At 43.6% G+C, this 23,834-nt stretch carries 28 protein-coding genes; 18 read left to right on the top strand and 10 right to left on the bottom strand.

What is annotated here, in order from left to right; translation table 11 throughout:
• The first annotated feature begins 7 nt into the window (after window positions 1-7).
• The 7 genes from BKM01_RS06270 to BKM01_RS06240 are packed head-to-tail and all read left to right on the top strand — an operon-like array spanning window position 8 to window position 5,060.
• A complete protein-coding gene (locus BKM01_RS06270; RefSeq protein WP_072358781.1) occupies window positions 8-832 on the top strand; it encodes an ATP-binding protein in 825 nt (274 codons plus the stop codon).
• A complete protein-coding gene (locus BKM01_RS06265; RefSeq protein ID WP_072358780.1) occupies window positions 829-1,692 on the top strand; it encodes an ATP-binding protein in 864 nt (287 codons plus the stop codon). Before BKM01_RS06270 ends, BKM01_RS06265 begins: the two co-directional genes overlap by 4 nt.
• Entirely contained in the window at window positions 1,689-2,261 is a 573-nt protein-coding gene (locus BKM01_RS06260) for a DUF1847 domain-containing protein (protein WP_072358778.1), read from the top strand. Before BKM01_RS06265 ends, BKM01_RS06260 begins: the two co-directional genes overlap by 4 nt.
• Window positions 2,262-2,263: 2 nt before the next feature.
• Window positions 2,264-2,920, top strand: a complete 657-nt coding sequence (locus BKM01_RS06255; protein WP_072358777.1) for an MBL fold metallo-hydrolase — start codon at window positions 2,264-2,266, stop codon at window positions 2,918-2,920.
• Window positions 2,921-2,976: 56 nt separating this feature from the next.
• The gene (locus tag BKM01_RS06250; protein WP_072358775.1) at window positions 2,977-3,261 is read left to right on the top strand and encodes a ferritin family protein; all 285 of its coding nucleotides are present in this window, start codon (window positions 2,977-2,979) and stop codon (window positions 3,259-3,261) included.
• Between the two features lie 37 nt (window positions 3,262-3,298).
• Window positions 3,299-4,594 (top strand): MgtC/SapB family protein, encoded by a 1,296-nt coding sequence (locus tag BKM01_RS06245; RefSeq protein ID WP_072358773.1) that lies wholly within the window; start codon window positions 3,299-3,301, stop codon window positions 4,592-4,594.
• A gap of 46 nt (window positions 4,595-4,640) precedes the next feature.
• Window positions 4,641-5,060 (top strand): metal-dependent transcriptional regulator, encoded by a 420-nt coding sequence (locus tag BKM01_RS06240; RefSeq protein WP_072358771.1) that lies wholly within the window; start codon window positions 4,641-4,643, stop codon window positions 5,058-5,060.
• 3 nt (window positions 5,061-5,063) lie between these two features.
• Here BKM01_RS06240 and BKM01_RS06235 read toward each other — a convergent pair whose 3' ends face one another.
• The gene (locus BKM01_RS06235; RefSeq protein ID WP_084006254.1) at window positions 5,064-5,711 is read right to left on the bottom strand and encodes a TfuA-related McrA-glycine thioamidation protein; all 648 of its coding nucleotides are present in this window, start codon (window positions 5,709-5,711) and stop codon (window positions 5,064-5,066) included.
• Window positions 5,708-6,988 (bottom strand): YcaO-related McrA-glycine thioamidation protein, encoded by a 1,281-nt coding sequence (locus BKM01_RS06230; protein ID WP_072358767.1) that lies wholly within the window; start codon window positions 6,986-6,988, stop codon window positions 5,708-5,710. The genes BKM01_RS06235 and BKM01_RS06230 overlap by 4 nt, the downstream gene beginning before the upstream one ends.
• A gap of 283 nt (window positions 6,989-7,271) precedes the next feature.
• Between BKM01_RS06230 and BKM01_RS10795 the strand changes: the two genes are divergently transcribed.
• A complete protein-coding gene (locus BKM01_RS10795) occupies window positions 7,272-7,424 on the top strand; it encodes a hypothetical protein (RefSeq protein ID WP_157769627.1) in 153 nt (50 codons plus the stop codon).
• Between the two features lie 41 nt (window positions 7,425-7,465).
• Window positions 7,466-8,644 carry an aminotransferase class V-fold PLP-dependent enzyme gene (locus tag BKM01_RS06225; protein ID WP_072358765.1) on the top strand — a complete coding sequence of 393 codons (1,179 nt, stop codon included), beginning with the start codon at window positions 7,466-7,468 and terminating at the stop codon, window positions 8,642-8,644.
• Window positions 8,645-8,646: 2 nt separating this feature from the next.
• On the opposite strand, the gene purL is transcribed toward BKM01_RS06225, so the two are convergent.
• Together purL and BKM01_RS06215 are read right to left on the bottom strand one after the other, a co-directional pair.
• Complete coding sequence (gene purL, locus BKM01_RS06220; RefSeq protein WP_072358763.1) at window positions 8,647-10,791, bottom strand: phosphoribosylformylglycinamidine synthase subunit PurL; 2,145 nt, start codon at window positions 10,789-10,791, stop codon at window positions 8,647-8,649.
• A gap of 61 nt (window positions 10,792-10,852) precedes the next feature.
• Window positions 10,853-11,212 (bottom strand): DUF192 domain-containing protein, encoded by a 360-nt coding sequence (locus BKM01_RS06215; RefSeq protein WP_072358761.1) that lies wholly within the window; start codon window positions 11,210-11,212, stop codon window positions 10,853-10,855.
• Between the two features lie 77 nt (window positions 11,213-11,289).
• Between BKM01_RS06215 and yciH the strand changes: the two genes are divergently transcribed.
• The 3 genes from yciH (at window position 11,290) to BKM01_RS06200 (ending at window position 13,349) form a co-directional block, all read left to right on the top strand.
• On the top strand, window positions 11,290-11,598 hold the full coding sequence (gene yciH / locus BKM01_RS06210; RefSeq protein WP_013036737.1) for a stress response translation initiation inhibitor YciH: 309 nt from the start codon (window positions 11,290-11,292) through the stop codon (window positions 11,596-11,598).
• Between the two features lie 177 nt (window positions 11,599-11,775).
• Window positions 11,776-12,135 carry a transcriptional regulator gene (locus BKM01_RS06205; protein WP_072358759.1) on the top strand — a complete coding sequence of 120 codons (360 nt, stop codon included), beginning with the start codon at window positions 11,776-11,778 and terminating at the stop codon, window positions 12,133-12,135.
• On the top strand, window positions 12,132-13,349 hold the full coding sequence (locus BKM01_RS06200) for an Nre family DNA repair protein (protein ID WP_072358756.1): 1,218 nt from the start codon (window positions 12,132-12,134) through the stop codon (window positions 13,347-13,349). Before BKM01_RS06205 ends, BKM01_RS06200 begins: the two co-directional genes overlap by 4 nt.
• A 157-nt stretch (window positions 13,350-13,506) precedes the next feature.
• Here BKM01_RS06200 and purC read toward each other — a convergent pair whose 3' ends face one another.
• Complete coding sequence (purC, locus tag BKM01_RS06195; protein WP_072358754.1) at window positions 13,507-14,238, bottom strand: phosphoribosylaminoimidazolesuccinocarboxamide synthase; 732 nt, start codon at window positions 14,236-14,238, stop codon at window positions 13,507-13,509.
• Between the two features lie 136 nt (window positions 14,239-14,374).
• Here purC and nikR point away from each other — a divergent pair, with 136 nt between their 5' ends.
• From nikR to BKM01_RS06180, 3 genes are all read left to right on the top strand, one after another.
• Entirely contained in the window at window positions 14,375-14,797 is a 423-nt protein-coding gene (gene nikR, locus BKM01_RS06190; protein WP_072358752.1) for a nickel-responsive transcriptional regulator NikR, read from the top strand.
• 50 nt (window positions 14,798-14,847) lie between these two features.
• Complete coding sequence (locus tag BKM01_RS06185) at window positions 14,848-15,984, top strand: UDP-N-acetylglucosamine--N-acetylmuramyl-(pentapeptide) pyrophosphoryl-undecaprenol N-acetylglucosamine transferase (RefSeq protein WP_072358750.1); 1,137 nt, start codon at window positions 14,848-14,850, stop codon at window positions 15,982-15,984.
• 94 nt (window positions 15,985-16,078) lie between these two features.
• Window positions 16,079-17,107 (top strand): lysylphosphatidylglycerol synthase transmembrane domain-containing protein, encoded by a 1,029-nt coding sequence (locus BKM01_RS06180; protein ID WP_072359595.1) that lies wholly within the window; start codon window positions 16,079-16,081, stop codon window positions 17,105-17,107.
• Between the two features lie 5 nt (window positions 17,108-17,112).
• On the opposite strand, the gene BKM01_RS06175 is transcribed toward BKM01_RS06180, so the two are convergent.
• Window positions 17,113-18,072, bottom strand: coding sequence for a phosphatase PAP2 family protein (locus BKM01_RS06175; RefSeq protein ID WP_157769626.1), 960 nt, complete (start codon window positions 18,070-18,072; stop codon window positions 17,113-17,115).
• 263 nt (window positions 18,073-18,335) lie between these two features.
• On the opposite strand from BKM01_RS06175, the gene BKM01_RS06170 reads away from it, so the two are divergent.
• Window positions 18,336-18,515, top strand: a complete 180-nt coding sequence (locus tag BKM01_RS06170; RefSeq protein WP_013036728.1) for an MM0924 family protein — start codon at window positions 18,336-18,338, stop codon at window positions 18,513-18,515.
• 153 nt (window positions 18,516-18,668) lie between these two features.
• Here the strand turns inward: BKM01_RS06170 and BKM01_RS06165 are convergent, their stop codons facing one another.
• A complete protein-coding gene (locus BKM01_RS06165) occupies window positions 18,669-18,872 on the bottom strand; it encodes a TRAM domain-containing protein (protein ID WP_198926177.1) in 204 nt (67 codons plus the stop codon).
• 176 nt (window positions 18,873-19,048) lie between these two features.
• On the opposite strand from BKM01_RS06165, the gene BKM01_RS06160 reads away from it, so the two are divergent.
• Window positions 19,049-21,280: a CDC48 family AAA ATPase gene (locus BKM01_RS06160; protein WP_072358744.1), complete on the top strand. Its 2,232-nt coding sequence runs from the start codon at window positions 19,049-19,051 to the stop codon at window positions 21,278-21,280.
• 16 nt (window positions 21,281-21,296) lie between these two features.
• Window positions 21,297-21,554, top strand: coding sequence for a PRC-barrel domain-containing protein (locus tag BKM01_RS06155; protein WP_072358742.1), 258 nt, complete (start codon window positions 21,297-21,299; stop codon window positions 21,552-21,554).
• Here BKM01_RS06155 and BKM01_RS06150 read toward each other — a convergent pair.
• The 3 genes from BKM01_RS06150 to BKM01_RS06140 form a co-directional block, all read right to left on the bottom strand.
• Complete coding sequence (locus BKM01_RS06150) at window positions 21,551-22,231, bottom strand: phosphoglycolate phosphatase (RefSeq protein ID WP_072358740.1); 681 nt, start codon at window positions 22,229-22,231, stop codon at window positions 21,551-21,553. The genes BKM01_RS06155 and BKM01_RS06150 overlap by 4 nt on opposite strands.
• A gap of 266 nt (window positions 22,232-22,497) precedes the next feature.
• On the bottom strand, window positions 22,498-23,223 hold the full coding sequence (locus BKM01_RS06145; RefSeq protein ID WP_072358738.1) for a winged helix-turn-helix transcriptional regulator: 726 nt from the start codon (window positions 23,221-23,223) through the stop codon (window positions 22,498-22,500).
• Between the two features lie 18 nt (window positions 23,224-23,241).
• Window positions 23,242-23,661, bottom strand: a complete 420-nt coding sequence (locus tag BKM01_RS06140; RefSeq protein ID WP_233125574.1) for a peptidase domain-containing protein — start codon at window positions 23,659-23,661, stop codon at window positions 23,242-23,244.
• Window positions 23,662-23,834: the final 173 nt, after the last annotated feature.

Raw genomic sequence — 23,834 nt, 5'->3', positions numbered from 1 at the left:
AATAACTATGAAAATAACTGTGGCAAGCGGGAAAGGAGGAACTGGAAAAACAACAGTTGCTGTTAATTTCTTCCTTTCCGTTCCGAAAACCAGCCTCCTTGACTGTGATGTAGAGGAGCCAAATTCCAATCTTTTTTTACACAACGAACTTGAAAAAGTAAAAGAAGTTATGATACCAGTTCCTGTAATCGATGAGAAAAAATGCGAGCATTGTGGCAAATGTGCTGATTTTTGCAATTACAATGCACTTGCAGCACTACCACAAAAAATAATGGTCTTTTCTGACCTCTGCCATGGCTGTGGAGGCTGTAGCCTCGTCTGTCCCAATGATGCCATCAGTGAAACAGGACGCAACATAGGGAACATAGAGAGATCTTTTTCAGGACAGTTCCATACAGGACTTCTGAATATAGGAGAAGCAATGGCATCACCCCTGATTAAAGAACTCAAGACCTATGCAGGCGAAAATACAGTAATAATGGACGCTCCCCCGGGCACCGCCTGTCCTATGATCACAACAGTTGAAGATACTGACTATTGCATCCTTGTTACCGAACCCACACCTTTTGGACTCAATGATCTGAAACTAGCAGCGGAAGTTGTCCGGGAAATGAAAATTCCTGCGGGAGTGGTAATCAACCGTGCAGGAGTAGGTGATGGAGGTGTCGAAGAATATTGTCATCAAACCGGCCTACCAATAATAATGGAAATTCCCTATGACCGCAGAATAGCTGAAGCTTATTCAGAAGGCATACCTTTTGTTGAAACAATGCCTCAGTGGAAAGAAAAATTCCTGCAGATGTTTGAAACTATCAAGGAGGCAGTTAGATGAAACAACTCACAGTAATCAGTGGCAAAGGTGGCACCGGCAAAACCACCCTCACTTCTTCCTTTGCAGCTCTTGCAGAAAACGCCACCATTGCAGACTGTGATGTCGATGCTGCAAATATGCACCTGCTGCTGCAACCTGAAATAATAAAAACCTATGATTTTACCGCATTACCTACCGCAATCATACACCCTGAACAATGTACAGAATGCGGGATATGTGTTGAACATTGCAGATTCGGGGCAATAAAGGAAGGTTTCGAAATCGATTCATACATATGTGAAGGTTGCGGAGTCTGTGAGTATGTCTGCCCTGCTGATGCAGTGACAATGGAATATAATAAGTGCGGAGAAGCCTATGAATCTAAAACCCGGTTCGGACCGCTCATCCATGCCAAACTTGGAATAGGGGAAGAAGCCGGAGGGAAACTTGTCACACTCGTTCGGGAAATTGCAGAAGAGGCAGCCCCAAGAAATAATTGTGACACAATAATCATAGACGGACCACCGGGTACCGGTTGTTCAGTAATTGCAGCCCTTACAGGTGTGGACATTGCCCTTGTAGTCACCGAACCCACCGTCGCCGGGATACATGATCTTAAAAGAGTGATAGAAGTGACAGAACACTTCGAGATACCATCTCTGGTTTGCATAAACAAATCCGATATAAACGATAGCAAAAGAAAAGAAATAGAAATATTCTGCACTCAGAAAGGGATTAAAATTGCAGGCGAGATCCCCTATGATACAACCCCTACCAAGGCAATGGTGGAGGGAAAAACAATTGTGGAATATACCGACAATTCTTTTGCAAAATGCGTCATAGAATTATGGGAAGAAGTAAAAGAAGAGATGCAATCATGAAATGTGCAACCTGTCAGGAGAAGGAATGCCGCAACGGAAAAGATTGCAGTGGTTTTGCAGAGGATATCGAATATACCGGTAAAGACCTCGATTGTATGCAGGTTGCAGCTGCTATCGAAGGGCAACATTATATGCAAAAAACCCGTCTGGAAGAACTTATCCTGTTTGCCAAACAAATGGGTTACCAGAAACTGGGAATTGCTTTTTGTATCGGACTGGCCAATGAAGCCGCAACTATCACCCGAATACTGAAAAAGGATTTCGAGGTTTATTCTGTATGCTGCAAGGTCTGTGGTATCCCAAAGGAAAAGTATGAGCTTGAAAAGATACACCCGGATAAATTTGAGGTTACCTGTAACCCGAAGGGACAGGCCATCTTACTTGCCAAAAAACAAACCGAGTTGAATATCATCGTTGGCCTCTGCATGGGCCATGACATTATATTTACCCGCAACAGTGAAGCCCCTGTAACCACCTTGATCGTCAAGGACAGAGTGCTTGCACATAATCCTGCAGGTGCAATCTATTCTGGCTATTACCTGCGTAAAAAATTCAATATGGAAGATTGAATATGGAACTTACCGTTGTTTATGATAATAATGCAGCCGAAGGTTTTCATGCAGGTTGGGGGTTTGCCTGCCTGGTTCGACAGGAGAATACTACGCTTCTTTTTGATACGGGTTGGAACGGACCCGCCCTGATGGAAAACCTTCAAAAGGTGGGCGTGAAACCCTCTGATATAGACATACTTGTCCTATCCCACCAGCACTGGGACCATATAGGAGGACTCTCTGCAATATTACATAATTCAGATGCCCTGGAAGTGTATGTGCCCGGGGCATTCTCCCCAAATCTCAAAAAGGAAATAGCCAGGCATGCCCATCTTATAGAAGTCACAAAATCACGGCAGGTCTGCAATGGAATTTTTACCACCGGTCAACTGGGAAACCACATAAAAGAACAATCCCTTGCCCTCCAATCTGCGGATGGATTGTATATTATAACTGGATGTGCCCATCCGGGACTGGGGGAAATAATTGGCAACGCTGCAAAAATGGGTCATGTCACAGGTGTACTCGGAGGACTACATGATTTCAATGACATGGACACATTGGGCCAACTTTCATATATAGCAGCCGGACACTGCACATCCCACAAAGATGAAATTAAACGCAAATATCCGGATAAATTTGCATACATTTATGCAGGATACTCCCTAGACATATGACAATATGGTAAGAACTATATTCTAAGATTCCTATAATGATTGATAGGAGGATACGTATGTTATCAAAGATACCAATTGACCTTGATGCTGTAGAGGATGAGAACATAGATAAAGAAATCTTAAGGGCTGGCATTATAGCCGAACTTGATGCTATCAACCTCTATGAACAGATGGCCGAACTTGCTTCCACCGAGGAGATCCGGGCAGTGCTGCTAGACATTGCAAAGGAAGAAAAGACCCATGTGGGAGAATTCCAGACCATGCTGCTTGAATACGATGATGAACAGGGTGATGAACTGGAAGCAGGCAGAAAAGAAGTTGAAGAAGAAGTTCTTAAATAAAGGAACTTAAATACTTTAGCAATCCGGAGGTGGAGTGATGGAAATTATACCCACCATCGGGCTTGATCCTTTTTTATTTGATTTTCTGGAAAAACTCATCCTCTCCCTGATGATAGGTATTATCATCGGGATAGAAAGAGAACATCGAAGAGCAGAACATCCGGTTTTTGCAGGTGTGCGTACATATTCTCTGGCTGCTGTCACAGGCATGCTGGCAACAATTGCAGGAAAAACAATCGGTAATGATATTATAGTTGCCTCAGCCTTTTTGATAATAGCATGTAGTATTGCCCTGATATACCGTACCTACACAATGCGGGGCAAACTGGGCATGACAAGTGCCCTGTCTTTATTCTGCACCTTTCTACTGGGAATTTTGGTAGCAAATGGTAATTACCTGTTTGCTATTGCCGGTGGAGTAGCAATAACTTTCCTGACTATTGAAAAACGCCCGCTCCATTCTTTTGCCCAGAATCTTTCCAATGAAGATATCCTGAACAGCCTGCAGTTCCTTGCCGTGGCTTTCATCCTGTATCCCCTGGCACCTGATGAAGAACTATGGGGTATTGTGGATCTTAAAGCCACAATCCTTATTGTCGTACTTGTGATGTTTATTGGATTTATCAGCTACATTTCCCTCAAACGCTTCGGAGCAGGTGGAGGCATACCCTATTCAGGATTGTTAGGAGGATTTGTGAGCAGTGAAGCCACCACTGCTGCCCTGGCATCGATAGCAAAGGAAAAAGCGGGGCTTGTAAATGCTTTTTACATCGGCATCCTTTTATCCAACCTTTCTATGTTCATTAGTAATCTGGTAATTGCCCTGATTGTAGATACTTCAGGTAAAACTACACTGTATATGCTACCTCCGCAATTATTGATGATAGTAGTAGTAATAGGGATTTTTTGGAAAAACAAGAATATCACAAAGAAGATGGAAGGGACCCTTGACATTGGTTCGCCCTTTGCCCTGAAGCCTGCACTGCGTTTTGGAGCGATCTTTCTGGTATTACAGCTTTTTGCAACCTTTGCCAACGAATACGCGGGAACATACGGAACATATGTAACTGCGCTGGGAGGTGTGGCCAGCAGTTCGGCAGTAACAGCCTCCATGGCATCCCTTGCAGTGAAGGGTGAAATTTCGTACATGCTGGCTGCTGAGACCGCAGTTATTGCCGGTATTGTGAGCACACTCAACAAAATCACCTACATCCGGATTGCAGGTGCTTTGGAACTTGAAAAAAAAGCCCGTATGACATTGATAATGTTATCTCTTGTGGGAATTATCGGGCTTGTTGTATGGATATATGCAGATGTCATAACTATCTTGTGAGCAAAACCTCATAAGACTTAAATATATTTTTAATTAAACTCCAACCATGGAAAAGATAACAGGGCTTGAGCTTTCCCCGCGTAAAATAGAATATCTCAAATATATTCATCAGAGAAAAGAAAACGTACGCACCAATGAGCTCTCAGCCCACCTTAAGGTAGACCCCTCTACAACAACCAAAACAATCAACGAACTTGCAGAAGAGGGATATGTCAACCATGTACCTTATCGTGGTGTGAAACTTACAGGAAAAGGGAAAGATTATGCTGCTTTTCTGATTCGCAGACACAGGATATTGAGCCTTATGCTCAAAAACTATGGTCTCTCACCTGAAGAAGCCTGCAGCGAGGTGAACCGTTTTGAAAGCTTTGTCTCCCTGCATGCTATCGATACCATATGCAGTACCATGGGTCATCCGACAATGGGAGTGTGTGGCAAAATAGAGCACCCCCACTGTGATGTATAAAATTTAAATATCAAACTCCTTTATTCTGGAAAGAACCGCCAGAGCATCTTTTCTTTTGATATCCACTTCAGTATCATGACAAAAGCCAAGTAGACATGAGGCTGTCTGTCCATCCAGCACTTCTTTCTCCCGGGCACTTTTTATTATGCCGTAGTAGCTCCTTAGAGAATAATGGGTAGCTTTTGCAATATCCAGAAGGAAAACTTCCTGAACGGAGGAAATAATGCCCTCATTCATAGCAGAGAGGAAGGTACACCGGATATTCACAAGCGGAGCAGAAATGGACTCATAGGTATCAGGGTTTGTGGCAACCGCCACTTCATCATCATCTTCAATAACACCATCACGGTACCATTCATAGATTTTACCTACACCTATCATGCCGTAGCGATCCATTTCGGATGCACGCAAAGCTCCCATGCTACACCCCCCGACGATTGTTACATTTTTGCGCAGGGCCTCCAGTATTTCCCTGTGGCCAACCGCAGCCCTGTGGAAAAAAATACCATCAATGATACCAATCAAGTCATAACCCTGTTTTACAGCCTGTGTTACATCTCCACGTTTAACAGGGCCGTGGACAGTGGCCCCACTTAGTTTTCCTGCTTCTTCCAGGCCTATACTGGTGCCGGCAAAAACGATTGCTTTCATACTTTTGGCCTGCGCTTCCAGGGTTTTTCTTTTTCAGGACCTTTTCTTTTACCTACCAGACGAATCCTTTTACCAACCCTTTCACGATCAAGAGTGTATTGCTCAAACCCGGGAATTATTACCCTGACTACAGGTATATTGATAGAACTGCGACTCAAATCCACAACAATAGCATTGCGGGCAATTTTTTCCAGATGAGACAGAACGGTATTGATGTTTCCTGCAGGCGTTGGGGAAGAGATGTCCTGCATATCTGCCAGGGATATCTTATCCACACCTTCCTCATACCAGTAAACGTTCATCCTTCTCATACGTTCATAACCAATCTTACGGACCAGGTCTTCCCGGGTCGTATCCTCACGTGCCCCGTGGATCTGGACAACACGGGACTGTGCAGCCTCAGTAATAGCACGCATAACAGCAATCTCCGGCCTTAAATGAGATCCCGCCCCCATTACCAGCAGGGCTGGATCTTTCAGCTGTACATCATCCGTAGCAGCGACCACTGTTGTGACAGGAGTGTCATGTAGCAAAACCCAGAGACGAATATCCACACCACTATCCCTGAAGGCTTTGAGCATCTCGTAGGCCTGCCCGTCTTCCTCAGTTAGCACAAGTTCCATTCCCGGATTGCGGTTGAACTCGGCCATACTCAAAGCATCCCTTTCAATTACTTCCAGCAAACCATGCAGTATGGCTTCTTCCATCACATTACCCGATGCAAGTCCATTGGTATTGCTGCGGAAAAGATGGGCAGACATGCCCGGAGCATCATAGGGATGATAAACAGCATTGGAAGGCACGTATACCTCTTTTCCTGAAAGCAGGTCAAACCCTTCTGTCCATTCGATCAATGAAGAAGAATCAAGGGGTTGCGGCATCAGGAATTCCTCAGGATGGATCAGATCATGCTGGCCGGCAGCTTCTTCCATTGTGGCCATGAATTCATCAGCAGCTACGTTTTCGTCAATATCCGCATTCGCCCCGTTGCGCTCTGCAAGACAGCGTTCGTAGCATTCCATTATAGTGGAGATGCGGGCCTGCTGCGGATTAACACCTTTACCTGAATAAACGGAGATGGCACCATCAGCAGCTGTGGGACGGATGCCTGAAAACACAGGGATACCCAGCCGATCAAGATCAGTAATATTGGCAATGCGGGTCACACCAATTGTATCAAGGCCGGCACTGGCTTTTTCCAGGGTTGCTTCACCATCCAGCACTCTCTGGCTATCTCCCTCATACTTTACAGAAGGATCAATGTTTATTATAGGCATGGAATGGAAGTCTCCTGCATCGCTAATAATCCTTACGATAATAGGTATTACAGGGGCTGATTACGTTGTAATTAAGACAATTCATTAGTAAATGTAAGGAAAAATGAGAATTGTACCCGCGATGTAATGCATTATCCATAACCCTATAAAAACAATCAACAAACAAATATATATAGAAAGAACACCTATAAAGTTGTTTAATATTCTAATATGCTGCTGATGCCTGAGGGGTCATGTATGGCAGCAGAGTATTGAAATTGAAGAAGACAGGAGGTTATACCATATGACAACTATAATGAAAAAACATGACATTTTGAGATGTGAAGAAAAGAAGGGAAAATGCTATTCAGTGGTCGCAGGACGTACAGAAGGCAAACTCAATGAAGATGATGAGGAACTCTACCACTTTATGGTAGGCGGGATGCAGGCCAAATAACCTGCAAAACCTATTTTACTCTTTATCAATTACTTGCCTGCATGTATGATGTAGAAGATATACGTGCAGATTTTCCCGTATTAAAGGATAACATTTATCTGGACAATGCTGCCACCACCCAGACCCCGGTGCAGGCGGTAAGGGCCATGGAAGACTATTTCTTCAAGTATGCGGCAAACCACGGCAGGGGAGCCCATCACCTGGCCCGCCAGACCACTGATCATTTTGAAGATGCCAGAGAAACGATAGCTGATTTGCTGAACTGCCCGGCAGGAAATACCATTTTTACCAAGAATGCAACCGAAGGCCTTAATCTGATAGCCCGGGGCATAGACTGGCAGGAAGGAGACCACATAATAACAACACTGATGGAACATCACTCAGACCTGCTCCCCTGGATGGAACTCAGGGAAAAGGGAGTTGAACTTACCATTGTGGAACCGGATAATGAAGGCCATGTGTCCGTGGAAGCCCTGGAGCAGCATATCCGCCCTTCCACACGTCTTTTGGCGGTTACCCACATATCCAATTCCTTCGGCTCCATACAGGATGCACAAGGCATATGCAAGCTTGCCCGGGACCACAACAGCCTCTGTCTGATAGATGGTTCCCAATCCGCAGGGCACATGCCTCTAGACCTCAAAAAAATGGATTGTGATTTTTTCGTTACCCCTGGACATAAAGGCTTGCTGGGCCCCCAGGGTACCGGTGTGGCATATATCAAAGAACCAAATTCAATCAAGCCCCTCAATGTAGGAGGAGGAGCAGTAAGATCAGTTACAATCACAGGCTACGAACTGGAAGAAACACCTGCCAGGTTTGAATCCGGCACACCCAATATCCCCGGAGTAATCGGACTGGGCAGCGCTGTGAAATATGTTCGTGAAATAGGTGTCAGCGACATAGAGAAACATGAAAGACAACTTGCAAAAAATGCCGCATACAGACTTGCACAAATAGAAGGAGTGGAAGTATACGGCCCTCAAAACAGGGGTGCAGTCGTGCCTTTCAATGTCCGGGGGCTCAATCCTCATGATGTGGCAATGATACTGGATGAAACCCGGCAGATATGCCTGCGCAGCGGTTACCACTGTGCTATGCCGGGGATTGATTTCATGAAACTGGAAGGAACGGTGCGGGCATCCTTTGCCCTGTATAATACCGAAGAAGAAGTTGATGCCCTGGTGGAAACCGTTGAACAGATAACCACCTTGGCCTGATTTTATTCCATCATCAATCTGGTTAGCGAAGCACGGGCATCCTTTATCTCATCCAGATCTAATTCAATGTCCTCATTGCTTACTGTAATCCTTACACTGTTACCACCGGTAGTACCGATTACAACATGCGGGATATTGCCAAGCTGTGCAGAGACTGCATCCGGATCATCTGTTGCCAGCAGAGCCCTGCCGTGGGATTCGGAGAAGAGGAGTTCTTCTGCTGACATACCCCCTGCAATCTCAGAAAGGTTCACTTCAACACCCACATTCCCACACATCTCACAGAGAGCAGCTGCAAGCCCACCCTGAGAAACATCGTGAGAAGCAGCGACTTTATCGGCCCTGATTGTTGTGATCAGGGATTCAACTATTGCCGCCATATCAGCCGGCACTTGCGGGACATTGCCTGCATTTGGACTACCCCTTAGATTATAGTATTCCGAACCACCCAGTTCTGCTTTTGTGATTCCCACAAGGATGACAGACTGGCCTGCCCCTGTAAATTCCGAGAATGGGACCGCAGAAACATTCTCCACTTCTCCCACAACACCTATTGCAGGAGTTGGCAGGATTGCAGTATGATGCTCCTCACTCTCATTGTACAGGGAAACATTACCCCCTACCACCGGAATAGAAAGGTCACGTGCCGCATCAGCCAGTCCATTTATGGTGTACTTGAATTGCCAGTAGATATCCGGTTTTTCCGGGTTGCCGAAGTTCAGGCAATCCACCAGGGCCAGGCCACGTCCGCCCTTTACAGCAAGGTTCATTGCATTTTCAGCAAGGGTTCCCTTCCCTCCTTCGTAAGGGTCAAGATAGGTATGTCTGGGATTGCAGCCACATGAAAGAGCTATGCCCCTGTCACCGATAATCCGCTGGATAGCAGCATCTCCTCCGGGTTTGGCTACTGTACGTATCTGGACCTCATGATCATACTGGCTGTATATCCAGTCCTTTGAAGCCACATTGTGGGATGCAAGTACATCAAGAACTGCCTGTTTCAGGTTCCCTGTTGCAGCCGGCACAGGATCTTTTTTGACTGTAAAGGGAGTGGAGGGACGCTCAAAGGTTGGCGCACCTTCTGTTAAAAGATGAATTGGGATATCCGTCTCAGTATTACCTTCAAATTCAACTGTAAAGTAAGGCCTCTCGGTCAATTCGCCAATGACAGCGCCGTTGAGATCATATTTTTCGGCAAGCTGGAGCATATAGTCCACATTTTCAGGTTCCACTTCGAAAAGGATACGCTCCTGAGACTCTGCTATCATAATCTCAAAGGCATTCATTCCTGCCTCACGCTGGGGCACCTCGTTCGCAATAATATGAATTCCCAGATCACCTTTGGAAGCCATTTCAGAGGAAGCACCTGCAAGTCCGGCAGCTCCTAAGTCACGGCATGATTTTACGACACCTTCTGCGACCGCTTCAAGAGAGAGTTCAATAAGAAGTTTTTCAGTAAAAGGATCACCAATCTGGATACTGGGCCGATCCTCTGCTTCGGCACTTTCAGACAGATCCCTGGAAGCAAAAGAGGCACCACCCAGACCATCGCGTCCGGTAGTGGAGCCAATAAGTACGATCTTGTTACCTGCCTTTTGGGCAGTTGCGGTTACAAGCTGATCCTCCCGGGCAAGCCCCACACATACAACATTCACCAGAGGATTGCCACTGTAGCGTTCATCAAAAAATGCTTCACCCCTGACAACCGGCACACCAATACAGTTACCATACCCGCCGATGCCTTCAATAATGTGCTCAAACAGATACAGGTTCTTAGGAGTGTTCAGGGGGCCGAAATAAAGCGGGTCCATAAGGGCAATTGGACGGGCACCCATGGAGATGATATCACGGACAATGCCTCCCACGCCTGTAGCCGAGCCATTGTAGGGATCGACATAGGACGGATGATTATGGCTTTCCATACCCAGGGCAAGTACCCAGCCGTCACCAAACCGCACAATTGCAGCATCATCACCAGGACCTATGATTACACGGTCACCGCTGGTTGTAAAACTCTTAAGCAGTGGGGCACTGGAGCGATAGGAGCAATGTTCACTCCAGAGATTGAGAAAACAACCCTGCTCCACATTATTCGGCTGCCGTCCCATTTTTTCTACAATGATCTTCAGGTCATCTTCAGGTAGCATGTGAGAACCTCATTAAATTGGAATGATGTACCCATAAATAGGGCATGTAAATAAACATTTCTTATGAATGGGTGTTTTCCAGGGACATCTGCTGCCCTACCTCAAGTCCATACTTCTCCACGGAACCTGCAGCCATTTCAACCACATATCGGGTTGCATTTTTTGCGCGGGCAAAACCCAGCCAGGGGCGAAGTGATTCAATTTGTGTTATACGATAATTCGAATCAAGGAAAAAAACATCCAGGGAGAAGGGAACAAAAAGCATATGTATGGAAAACTTGCACGGTTTGTTTATAGAAAAAAACATAGCATAATCCTGTGGGATATTCATCCTGAACATCAGACCCATTGTTCTTTTCAGTAATGTATCGGCCATTTCAACGTCTCTTGCAATCATTTTACCATTAACTTTTAATAGCATCGCATTTAACTTCTATTTGTCTGTATATAAATTATACAGACAACATAATACTAAATTTTCGGAGGAAAAACCAGAAGATGAGTTCAGAAATGTGCTCTGTTTGCGGATTGCCAAAAGAATTGTGTATCTGCGAAGAAGTGGCCAAAGAGCAACAGAGAATAACCGTAAAGGTAAACAGGCGAAGGTATGGAAAGGAAGTTACAGTAGTAGAAGGTTTTGATGCCAATGAAATTGACCTCCATGAACTTTCAACATACCTCAAATCAAAATTCGCCTGCGGTGGTACAGTACGTGGCAATGCCGTAGAGTTGCAGGGCAATCATCTTGGAAGGATGAAAGACGTTCTGGTCCAGAAAGGGTTTTCTCCCGATCAGATCAAGAATTAAAACTTTTTTCAATGACTAATTAAATGACAGAAATCCGAAAAACATCTGTCCCGGCAAAAGGAAGAAACACAAAATCTTTTTTGAGCCGGCCTTTTCAATTACATATAGCACCTTATCCTGCAGTAAAGAGAGGGATTAGTGTCATCTGAATAAAACTAACATAGAGGATACCATTAAATGAAACCTACCTGTGAAATAATGGTGCAAAGGGTATTGCCAGCCATAAGAGCCGTACTTGCACGTGAGCTTATGAATGAACATAAGTGCACACAGCAACAGGTGGCCAACCTATTGGGCCTGTCAAGAGCCGCCGTATCTCAGTACGTCAGTGAGAAAAGAGGTGCAGAAGTAGGATTTTCTGAAAATACAAATGAAGAAATCCGTAAATTTGCCTTCTGTCTTGCAACGGATGGCCTAACCCCCAAGCAAAAAGTAAAACGTATGTGTGAAGTATGCAAACATGTCCAGAAGTCAGGCTGGCTTTACAAGAATGCACCAGAAGTAGGATATTGTATCCTGTGCGGTGAAGATGATTGAAAAACCGGTGTATTGAATGTAAAGGGAAAGGACTTTGCGGAAGAGCGCGGTGTCCCATACTTGAAAAGTTCAGGGCCACCGCCAAATATTCCCCTCAAAAGCAAGGGGAAAAAACTATTTTTGGAGCATCTCCACCTGCTGTATTTGTTGGTAGGTATGGATATCCCGAGATAAGTGCCGGACCCATGATACCTCCTTTACTGGAAAGTGAGGACGCTGCACAGCTGGAGGACCCTCATGCACTACTTGACATGGGAATAGACGATATCATACAAAAAAGGTGCCAGCTGGTACGGGCTAACACCACTGTCAAAGTAAAACAATTTGAAAAAAGCCGCCTGATAGAAAAAGCCCAGGAAATGGCACTTTCCCGCAAACCTGTGGATACAGAAGCGTTGCTCAGCAAACCCTTAAAACCTGCCCAAAAATTCGATGGTGTACTCACACCGATGGGACCGGCCGGAAAAATGGAAAGTTTTGATATCGCAGAAAACCCGAAGGTTCCTGGTAAAGTTGACTACCTGACCTATGATACCGATGTAAAGGCCACGGATGCTGCCCTGGAACTTTATGGCCATGATGTTGGCTGTGAACATATTACCCGACTTCTTTCCATCGGATTGCTTGGACAGGAAAGAAAACTTGTCCCCACACGCTGGGCAATTACCGCCACAGATGACATGGTGGGCAAAGAGCTGGCAAAGGGTTTACTGGATTACCCTGAAATAAAGGACATACAACTATACAGCGGTGGTAATCTTGGAAACCATTTTGAAATACTGTTGATACCCAGGAGTTATTCTTTTGAATTGCTGGAGTTGTGGATGGCACGTACGGTGTGGTCTGCAGACAAAGCCTGGATAGGACAGGACATGGAAGGAACTTCAGGCAAGAAAGGATACTCACCCCTGGCAGGAGGATATTATGCAGCCCGGCTGCCGGTTCTGGAAAAACTTGAGAGCATAAGAAAGCAGGCTGCAGTATTTGCAATCAGGGAGATTACTCCTGATTACTGGGCACCCCTGGGAGTATGGGTTGTCAGAGAAGCAGCACGCAATGCTCTTTCAACAGAGCCGGATTCTTTTGAAACCCTGGAAGAAGCACTGATGCATATGAAGACACGCATCAATACGCCTTTCTACCAGTGGAGAGAAAAATCAGAGCTTCTGCCTTATGTAAAGGAGCAAACAACGCTCTCAAGGTTTTTGCCATAACATCCACAGCCGGTATGCAGCAATAAAAGTGAATTCGAAAAGAAAAATGGGATGCAGCGGTGCCTGACATTTGACTGAATTGATGAAGACAACCGCTTACATACCAGACAGGACTGAAAAATTCATCCAACAGCCTGCCATCAATAATATTTACAGTTCAATTTTCAAATATTTCAGGGACAAGGCGGCGCGCCAATTTTTCATAGGTTCCGGAGACATCACCCTTGTTAAACCTGAATACATCCTTATCCAGGGATTCACGAGTACCCGCATCCCAAAAGCGACAGGTATCACAGGATATTTCGTCGGCAAGCACAATTTCACCGTTTGCCCAACCAAACTCAAGTTTGAAATCAACGAGTAAAAGGCCCTGGTTTTCCATGTACGTTTTGAGAATGGAATTGATATTCAGAGCAAGTTCACGGATTTTTGCAATATCCTCACTTGTGGCTATCCCAAGGGCAAGGGCTATGTCCTCATTCAGCATGGGATCCCCATATTCATCGCTCTTATAATCCATTACAAGCACGGGTTCTTTGAATTCGTCCCCTTCATTGAAAGGATATTTCCGGGTGATAGAACCTGCAGCTATGTTGCGTGGAATCACCTCAATAGGAATAATTTCCACTTTTTCCACAAGCATCCGTTCATCGTCAAACATCCCAAGATAATGGGTATTTATACCCTCATCCTCAAGCATCTCGAACAACTTGCGAGATATCTGGGCATTATAATATCCCTTTTTCTCAGCTTCACTTTTCTTCTTGCCATCAAAAGCGGTAAGACTGTCCCTGAAATGGGATACAAGTACTTCCGGATCATTCGTTGTATAAATGGTCTTGGCCTTTCCTGAGTACAGTTCTTCCTTGATCTGGATATTAGGCATCATGCAATCTCCTTCCATAGTAGATACACAAAATCCAATATAAATCTATCACACCGTTTACACATAGTACAATATATAACAACTCAAAGTAACACAAAATATTATTAATACGCAAAACAATTGAAATAAAGGTGATAACATGGAACAAGAACTTATGCGAATCGGAGTTTCCCTGCCCAATAACCTGCTGGAAAAGTTTGATTCCATTATAGAGCAGCGTGGTTACTCATCCCGGTCTGAAGGAATAAGAGATGCTATTCGAAGTTATATAAATTATCATGAATGGATGGGCGATATTAGTGGCAGGAGAGTTGGTACAATAACCCTGATCTATGATCATACAAAAAGAGGGTTATCCAATGCCATTGCAGACGCACAACATGGCTACACAGACCTTATTAAAACTTCAATCCATATACATCTTGACCCTGAGAACTGTATGGAAATCATAATCTTTGACGGGGACGGGGAGAAAATAAAGAAACTTGATGAAAATCTCATTTCCCTGAAAGGTGTCAAGTATGTCAAACTCAACACAACGCCACCTGCGGAAAAATTGTGAAGAATGACATTAATAGAACATATTACCAGTAAAAAGATTAATCCATAAATATGTCACTCAAGATACTCATATTCGTTTGTGGGGAGGGGCTTGGCCATACAGGCAGGTGCCTTGCAGCCGGCAGGGAATTATCCAGGGCAGGACATGAAGTCACCTGTGGTGCTTATGGCTATTCCTCACAGTTTCTGGCCGAACATGGAATGAATGTAAGAGAGGTGCCTGCCGAAATTCGACTTGTGGGAGAGAAAGGCTCTCTTAACCTGGGAAAATCCATAAAGGAAAGTATTAAGTTGGGACAGGTACCCGGCCTTTTCAATGTTCAAAAGCTTGTTGATGAAGAAAAACCGGACGTAATTCTTTCGGACAGTTATTACCTTGGAACTATAGCAGCCCTGAGAAGAAAGATACCTGTTGCATTGATGGTTAACCAATCCAATATGGAAATATTCTTTCAGGAGAATTATTTGTTTCAGGGACTGGGAGTAATTGCGAAAGAATTCTACAACGGAATTTTCAAACGCGTGGATAGGACGATCATACCCGATTATCCACAACCCAATACGATCTGTGACCTGAATCTCAACTTTGAAGATGACTCTACCTCTAAAGTGGAATACACGGGCCCTCTGCCCGCCAGAAATTATGGAGATGTGATAGCACAGAATCTGCCCAGACCTCATGTCCTTTCCCTTATAGGTGGTTTTGGTTACAGGGCACCTATTTTTCGTAGAATAATCGAAGCTGCCAGTATGGATAGCAATATCAACTATACACTACTCTCAGGCCCGGGCCTTGATAAAGAAGAACTACCCCCACTTCCTGATAATGCAGAACTTCTACCATTTATTCCCGACCAGTTCCCCTATCTTAAAAGCTGCGACCTGGCAATTGCCCCTGGTGGCCATACAACGATGATGGAGGCTCTTGCCTATGGTGTGCCAATGTTGTCATTCCCTGACAGGGGGCATAGCGAACAGCAAAATAATGCAGAGGGACTTGAAGCTAAAGGATGTGGAAAACAGATGGATTACAAGGCTTCAGCTTCTGAAATACTTGAATCTGTCAGAGAAGCCGTAAACGGCAAGTATAGGGATAAAACCGAACAAATGAAAAAACTTGCCGGTGAAATAAATGGACCAGAAAAACTGAGAAAGATACTCGAAGATTTGGCATACCAAAGATTATAAATGTCTGATATACATCTAGAGAATAGCCTCTGCATGCTGATTCCGCAAAATCGTTACCAGCATGGCATCCAGCAAAAAAGATCAGGTGCAAAGGATGAATAAATTCGCAAAATGGCTTGCTGTTTCTTCAATAATCAGTATTGTAACAATAATAGGAGTGTTCGTTTACACAATCGATCCTAAAACTACGGAGAGTCTTCACAATATTCGCCCACTTTACCTTGTTGCAGCTGCTGGCATTCATTTACTGGGATTTGCTATGTGGGGAATCCGGACTAAAACAATGGCTGGAGCCCTAGGGTACAACCTTGAAATCAAAAAGGCATTTGAAATTGTTATATCCAGCTCGTTCCTTGCAGCAATGACCCCTTCATCTGTAGGTGGAGAGCCATTACGGATACATCTGCTTCAGAGTGACCGGATGCCTGTAGGAAGTGCCACCGCAGTCGTGCTTGGTGAAAGAGTACTGGATGCTATAATAATATTGACAGCAGCACCCTTTGCGCTATCCCTCTTTGGAGAAGTACTTGGAGGCGGCAAACTTGACAGTTTACTTATGTTTGGCCAATTATTCTTATTTTTCATACTTGCAATACTTCTATATGCAATCTGGAAGCCCCACTACACACGCAGATTTCTCCAGTGGATAATAAATAAGTGTAGCAGACTCTTTGGAGACGATAAGAAACACATATTCTGCAATATATCTGAAAAGGTTGATACCGAACTTGAAGAGTTTCATTACAGTATTTTCTTTTTCCTGAAAGAAGGCAGAGTGGGGTTAATAGCAGGAATATTCTGCACATTTGCATTCTGGTTCATTGAATTTTCCATGTTGCCTGTACTTCTGATGGGGCTAAACCAGTACCCTTCGCCAGTCATTGTTTATGCGGCACAGGTTCTACTGATGATTGTGATAATTATACCTGCAACACCCGGTTCCAGCGGCGTGGCGGAGATAGGGGCAACCACACTGTTTTCAGTTTTCGTGCCCACTTATATGCTGGGAATCATTGTGGTGGCATGGAGGACACTGACATTCTACCTGAATCTACTTGTCGGCGGCTTTGTGAGTTTCAAGATACTCAAGGATACCGTTGAAGTCGATGAACTTTTAAAATAATTCCATTATGAAGAAAAACGCTTTCTGAAGCGTTTTAACAATGATCCCACACGGGATTTGATGTTATATTCAGTACCACAATAATCACATTGCATAACCGAATCAAAATTGATACGTCTGTTACACCCCACGCAGGGCAGTGCCGGACCTTTTAATTTCCAGGCTATCATGGCCACAATCCAGCGATAAATGGCAAAAAATTGCTCACTGTAGCGAAAAGCAATCATACAACATACAATCGCAAGCAATGTACCTGCTATAAGATCGCTCAGCCAGTGAATCCCCAGATAGAGAATTGTAAAAAGAATTGTTGCTGTGTTAATAACGGCAAAGGCCTGATATCTGCGGGATTTCACATTATGCAGGACCATTATCATAGCCATTACCGAAAGAGCCGCATGGAGACTCGGGAAACAATTGTTCAATTCAGGATCTACAATACGCACACCTTCAGCTATGAGGGGGCTCAAATTATAAAGAAGCGGACTGACACCTGAAAGGGTATAACCGGTCACATGAACAGGGAACAATACGTAGAACGGAAATGCCAGCATATAAATCAGGATGAAAGCCACCACAAATTCCTGAATGGCTTTGTGCCTTTGCAGATAAACCAAAAGCAGGAACGTGAATACCATTAAGAAAGGAAACATTAAAAGGTAAAAAAAACCGCTTACATAAGTTAGCAGAGGAGTAGCAATTTCCTGGATCAGGCTTACTGCATTACCTTCCAGGATCATGATGTAGCGAGCATAATTTTGGTTTGCCGGGATTCCAAGTAATGTGGCAGCAGTTGTTTGCATATGCACAAGTGCAAAAACGATTAGCATGGGAATGGCATAAATAGCAACATCCACCACAAAATGGAAAAATCCTTTCATACTGCTGAATTCAGGACGCCTGTTTTTGACAGGTACAAAAAAAACATACCCAACAGTAACCATAAGAAATAGTAATGGAATCATTACGATTGTCATTATATATTGAGATAAACATTGTCCGCTGAAACAGGATATAATTTCAGAGAGCAAAAGCTGGATGAAAGAATACATATCCGACCTACCGGTTTTCAATATGCGGAGACTTATATATATATTTTAGGTAGCTGGCCATAAAGTCCATATTTCAAGTGAGAACAGGACAGACAAAATGAGGGAAAATCGCCTTTAACCCGTAAAAAATATTAACATTCAAAACATAGGTAAATTATCAAAAAGGAGGTCAATTCATGCAATCTTTCATAGTAGAACATTACCTTGGAACCGAACTTGATATCTATTGTGGCGGCCCCGATACCTTTAAAGGAACCGTTGAAGCATGCGCAGACGGCGTGCTGACAATAAATAAAGACAACAAATACACCCACATAGCCATCGACAAGATCATAGCTGTCTGGGAAGAAAAGTGAACTACAAGCAGGCTCATGCCTGTACTTTTTTATGGAATAAAACTTACAACTTTACTGGTTGCAAAAAAGGCAAAACCTGAAACGTTACTTTGATAAAAACAGGATAAAAAATAGATGACAGGCAGTTGCCTGCCGGTTTGTGAAATAGAAATTTCAGACTACTTCTCCAAAAGCGAATTTCGAAAGGACTTTGGTTACCTTAATTGAAAGTTCATCGCCCACTTCTGTTTCGGGCACAAAAATGACAAAACCGTCAATACGAGCAATTCCGTCGCCTTTCTTGGCAATATCTTCAATCACAACATCGTAGGTTTCTCCAGTTTCTACCGGAGCACTTGATTCAACACGTTCGAACAAACTAATACACATCCTTATTTAAATTAGCCTTTCTAGAAGGCACAAATTAATAAATACACTTCCCCTATATCAAACCTTTGCAAGAAGAAAAAACAGGGGCAGTACCATAAATATATATCATTTGGGAATTTAATAAGATAGACATATCAGTACAACATATTTTCGGGATGAACTAAATGGAAGAGTTACAGATAAAAGTGGAGAAAGCGCATCCTATCGATTTTGGCAGGGGTATAATACGACTTGATCCGAGTACCCTCCTGAGCCTGCAGCTTTCCCCCGGAGACATTGTCCTAATCGAAGGAAAGCGCCAAACTACGGCAAAGGTATGGCGTGCTGACAGGCAGGATTGGGGACAGGGAATTGCCCGTATAGATGGTTATACACGACAGAATGCAGAAGTGGGGATTGGTGAGAGGATAACACTTAGTAAGGCAGAGCCAATACCCGCAGAAAAAGTACTCCTTGCACCTCCAGAGGGAATCGTCATGGAGTTTGGTGACAATACAAGTGCCGTTATCAAACATAATATCCTGAAACGTCCCCTTGTAAAAGGTGACATTATTCCTATAATCAGTTCCATGGGGCAAACCACCCCGGGCAGTCAGGCCATTCCCCTAATAGCTGTTGAAACCGAGCCATCTGATGGCATACTTATCATCAATGAAAATACTGAGATCCAGCTCCAGCAGAAACCTGTAGTGGGTTATGAGGGAGCTGCCAGAGGTATCAACTACGAGGATATCGGCGGGCTTAGAACCGAAATTCAACGGGTACGTGAAATGATAGAACTTCCGTTGAAACATCACGAGCTTTTCCTGCGTCTTAATATAGACCCACCAAAGGGTGTTATCCTCTACGGACCCCCCGGCACAGGGAAAACCCTGATAGCAAGAGCAGTTGCCAGCGAATCTAACGCCTATTTCATCAACATTGCCGGCCCCGAAATAATGGGAAAATATTATGGTGAAAGTGAGGAAAGGCTGCGAAAAATATTTGATGAAGCTGCGGAGAATGCACCTTCAATAATATTTGTTGACGAAGTAGATTCCATTGCTCCAAAAAGGGAAGATGTTACCGGAGAAGTAGAAAGAAGGGTTGTAGCCCAGCTTCTCACCCTGATGGACGGAATGGATGAACGTAAACAGGTAGTTGTAATTGCAGCCACAAACAGGCTTGATTCTATTGACCCGGCCCTGCGCCGCCCTGGCAGATTTGACAGGGAAATTGAAATAGGTGTTCCGGATAGTGAAGACAGGCTCGAAATACTCCAGATCCACACTCGTGGAATGCCACTTAACGAAAATATCGATGAAGAATATTTTGAACACCTGGCAGAATATACCCAGGGTTTTGTGGGAGCCGATCTATTAGCCCTTGTACAGGAAGCCTCTATGAGGGCACTGAGGAGATTGCTTCCCGACATCAATCTCGATGAAGAGGAAATTCCACAGGAAATACTCGATAAACTGGAAGTCACGCCCGATGACTTCGAGGAAGCCCTAAAGGAAATTGAGCCCTCGGCAATGAGGGAAGTCATGGTCGAAATACCGTCTGTGGGATGGGATGATGTTGGCGGGCTGGACATGGCCAGAAAAGATATCAGCGAAGCAGTCGAATGGCCGCTTAAATGGCCTGATAAAATAAGTCAGATGGGCATTAAACCTCCAACAGGAATACTTTTATATGGTCCTCCGGGGACAGGCAAAACCCTGCTTGCCAAAGCTGTGGCAAACGAAGCTAATGCCAATTTCATCAGTGTCAAAGGCCCCCAGATATTGTCCAAATACGTTGGGGAATCTGAAAAAGCAATTCGTGATACTTTCAAAAAAGCACGACAGGTTGCACCCTGCATAATATTCTTTGACGAGATCGATGCTATCTCTTCGACAAGACAGGGTGGCAGTGATGTAGGCAGCCGGGTTTCCGAACAGGTTGTCAATCAGATGCTTACCGAGATGGATGGACTTGAACCCCTGAATGAAGTGGTTGTTATTGCGGCCACCAACAGGCCTGACCTTATTGATCCGGCATTACTGCGATCAGGAAGATTTGACAGGCTTGTAATGGTAGGAGCCGCCCCCGCCGATGGCAGGGAAAGAATATTCCGGATCCACACAATGGGTATACCCCTGGATAGTGATGTTGACATAAAGGAACTTGCCGCAATGACTGAAGGCTATGTTGGATCAGATATAGAGTCCATATGCAGGGAAGCAGCAATGTTATCCCTGAGAGAAAATTTCGATAATGAAAAGGTTAGCAAAAGACATTTCCTTTCAGCTATGGAAAAAGTAAAGCCAACGGTCAATGAGGACATGATAGAGTTCTATAACCGGGTTCAAGAAAAATTAAAGGGCGGATCAATCCGCAAGACAGACGCAGGATCATTTACAGGATATATTTGAAAAGGAGGTTATGAAAATGCCAAAGGTATTTGCAAAAAACCTATCCAACAAACAGGTCATGACAACAGACGGAACAGAAATTGGTATACTCGACAATATAGTAATGGAAGTCAAAACCGGCAAACTTGAAGACCTGATGGTCAAACCCGACATAGGGCTTGACACATCTAAATATGTTACCGACGGACAGTTTTTGAAGATCCCCTTCAAGGCCGTCCGGTCGATCAAGGATTATATTGTGGTGGATAAACAGATAGCCACCAGTCTGGATTAAAAGAAACTTTTTCGACGTAATATCTCAAGAGCCTCCACTGTACCTTCCCCGAAGGACGTGGAGGTCACAGTGTCTGCAATTAATTTAAGGCCGGGGTCAGCATTGGCTACCGCTATTCCGTAACCTGCTAGTTCAAGCATTTCCCGGTCATTTACGGAGTCGCCTATTGCAATAAAGTCAGAAACATCCAGACCGGTCAATGAAGCCATTTTTTCAAGTCCTGTGCCTTTATTGACCTTTTTGCTCTTTATATGCAGGGCAAATTGTGTGTCAATAACTTCTATAGAAAATCCTGCCCCTTCAAGACTTGTCTGTAAATCATCTGCATTGACATTGCGCCTCAGGGCAATTTCTGTTTTTCTCAGGTCACCATCAAGCCTAATCAGATCAAAACGACTGGAAAGGTAGGAAAATGCTTTTTCACATTCTTCCATACTTTCGGAAATGTGAGGTTTGGTATCAAATCCTGTGGATATGACACCTCCGTTTTCAGAAATAACTTTACCTCCAAGTCCTATAAGCTTGGAAGTTGCTGCAGCATAGCAGAGTACATTTCCCGTGGCAAGAACTACTGGAATACCCAGATCCCTCAGATGTTCTGCTGCCAAAAAATGAAGACGGCGATCACTATAGGTGATCGTGCCGTCAATATCTATTGCAAGTGCTTTGAATTTCATTATGTACAATAGGAGTGTTTGAAAATATAGTTTTTCTCAGGCATCGCAGAGACCATCGGTGGTAATACAGACAACTGCTTCACCGCAAAGCCTGTCCATATCTTCCATTTCACTTTCATTGGAACGTAAATAACGGAAAACTCGACATTGGATTCGGAAGTGTCACGAAAGGTTGGGGGAAACCTGCAAAACAGTTACTGAAAAGTGGATTGGTTTGATCATAGAAATGGATGAAATTATTTTTTCTCTGGTACACTATTAATTGATTAGATTTCAGTTTCCGACATTATTAAAATTTTTTCTACATTTTTTTCTATTGATGGTTTAAGGAAATATCTTTTGAATTTTCCATCATTATCAAAATCTATAAGTTCTTCATTATACATATCACTAATATGCCAATGCACAGTACTTTTATCGATGTCAAAAGTCTCTGTGATTTCCTGATTAGTTATTCCTGGGTTTTGAACTATGGATGTCAAAATTGATTTTCTTGTACTATTCCGCATAGCAAATGCAATTTTCTGTTCGATTCCTGTATAATTATCTGAATTCTCAAAAAGAAGTGTGAACTTACATTTTTTTACAATACTTATTTTGTTGTACAAATGAAGCATCCTCACATGATGACGAATGCTACTTCTGTTCAATCCAAGATCTTTTTCAATATCAGCTATTGTGTTTCCGGGATTGACTACTATGTAGCTAAGAATTTTATCTCTATTGGGGTTCGTACATTTTCGTTTTATTCTTCCCAAAAACAAAGGTAAGAATTTGTAAAAAACTATCGAGACACCCAACAGCCCGGAAATATAAACGATTTGAAGAGACAACGGGAGCTCAGAAAAAGAAAGAGTGGTGTCGGCACCACCTCCTTCATACATCCCTCTTTCCGGACCTGTGTATGGGACAACTTCATATTCATTTGCACCGGCAAATGTGGGATTGCAAACAAGTATGAGAAATAAAAATACAAACCGTAATTTATTCATATTCACTTAAAATGATTTTTAAATATAATAATCTTCTATACCTGTAACATGGTATCCATAAACCTGATAGTGCCAGGTTCCGAGATCAATACCTCCGGATTTTCTAATCTCAATATTAATTCTTCCATCAATGACACCGTCAGAACTATCATAGAATGTCCCAACCAGCTGGTTACTTGGATTGTAAACTTTTAGCCTGAGTGAATCGCTTGTGTCACCCCAATTCAAATCTATGTGAAGAGAAGTTGTGTAAGAACTGACTGACTTGCCATGCCAGTTTGTTTCTCCCTGTGTAATTGTATCGCTAACCCATCTGGGTGTTATGTTGCTGTCTGACTTGACAGGAACGATAGTATATTCGCCATCCTGACTGATTGTAGCTCCGGCAAAAGATACTGAAAGCATCAGCATCATTAACAATAGTCCAATTTTCCTCATAATAAAAATTCTCCAATAATAATTTGAATTTTCATTTGAAACATATAAGATATAAATTTTGTGACCATATCATCCAACTGAAAAGAAACATTTTGATGATTTGGTTAGAAGATTTTTATATTGTATCGTCGTATAGTATGGTGTAACATCTCTAAGATATTCGGGAGTGGGAA

The sequence above is a fragment of the Methanohalophilus portucalensis genome, assembly GCF_002761295.1.
Lineage (GTDB): Archaea > Halobacteriota > Methanosarcinia > Methanosarcinales > Methanosarcinaceae > Methanohalophilus > Methanohalophilus portucalensis.
Note: the sequence above shows the minus strand (reverse complement) of the source record. Positions and strands in the feature narration are given on the sequence as shown.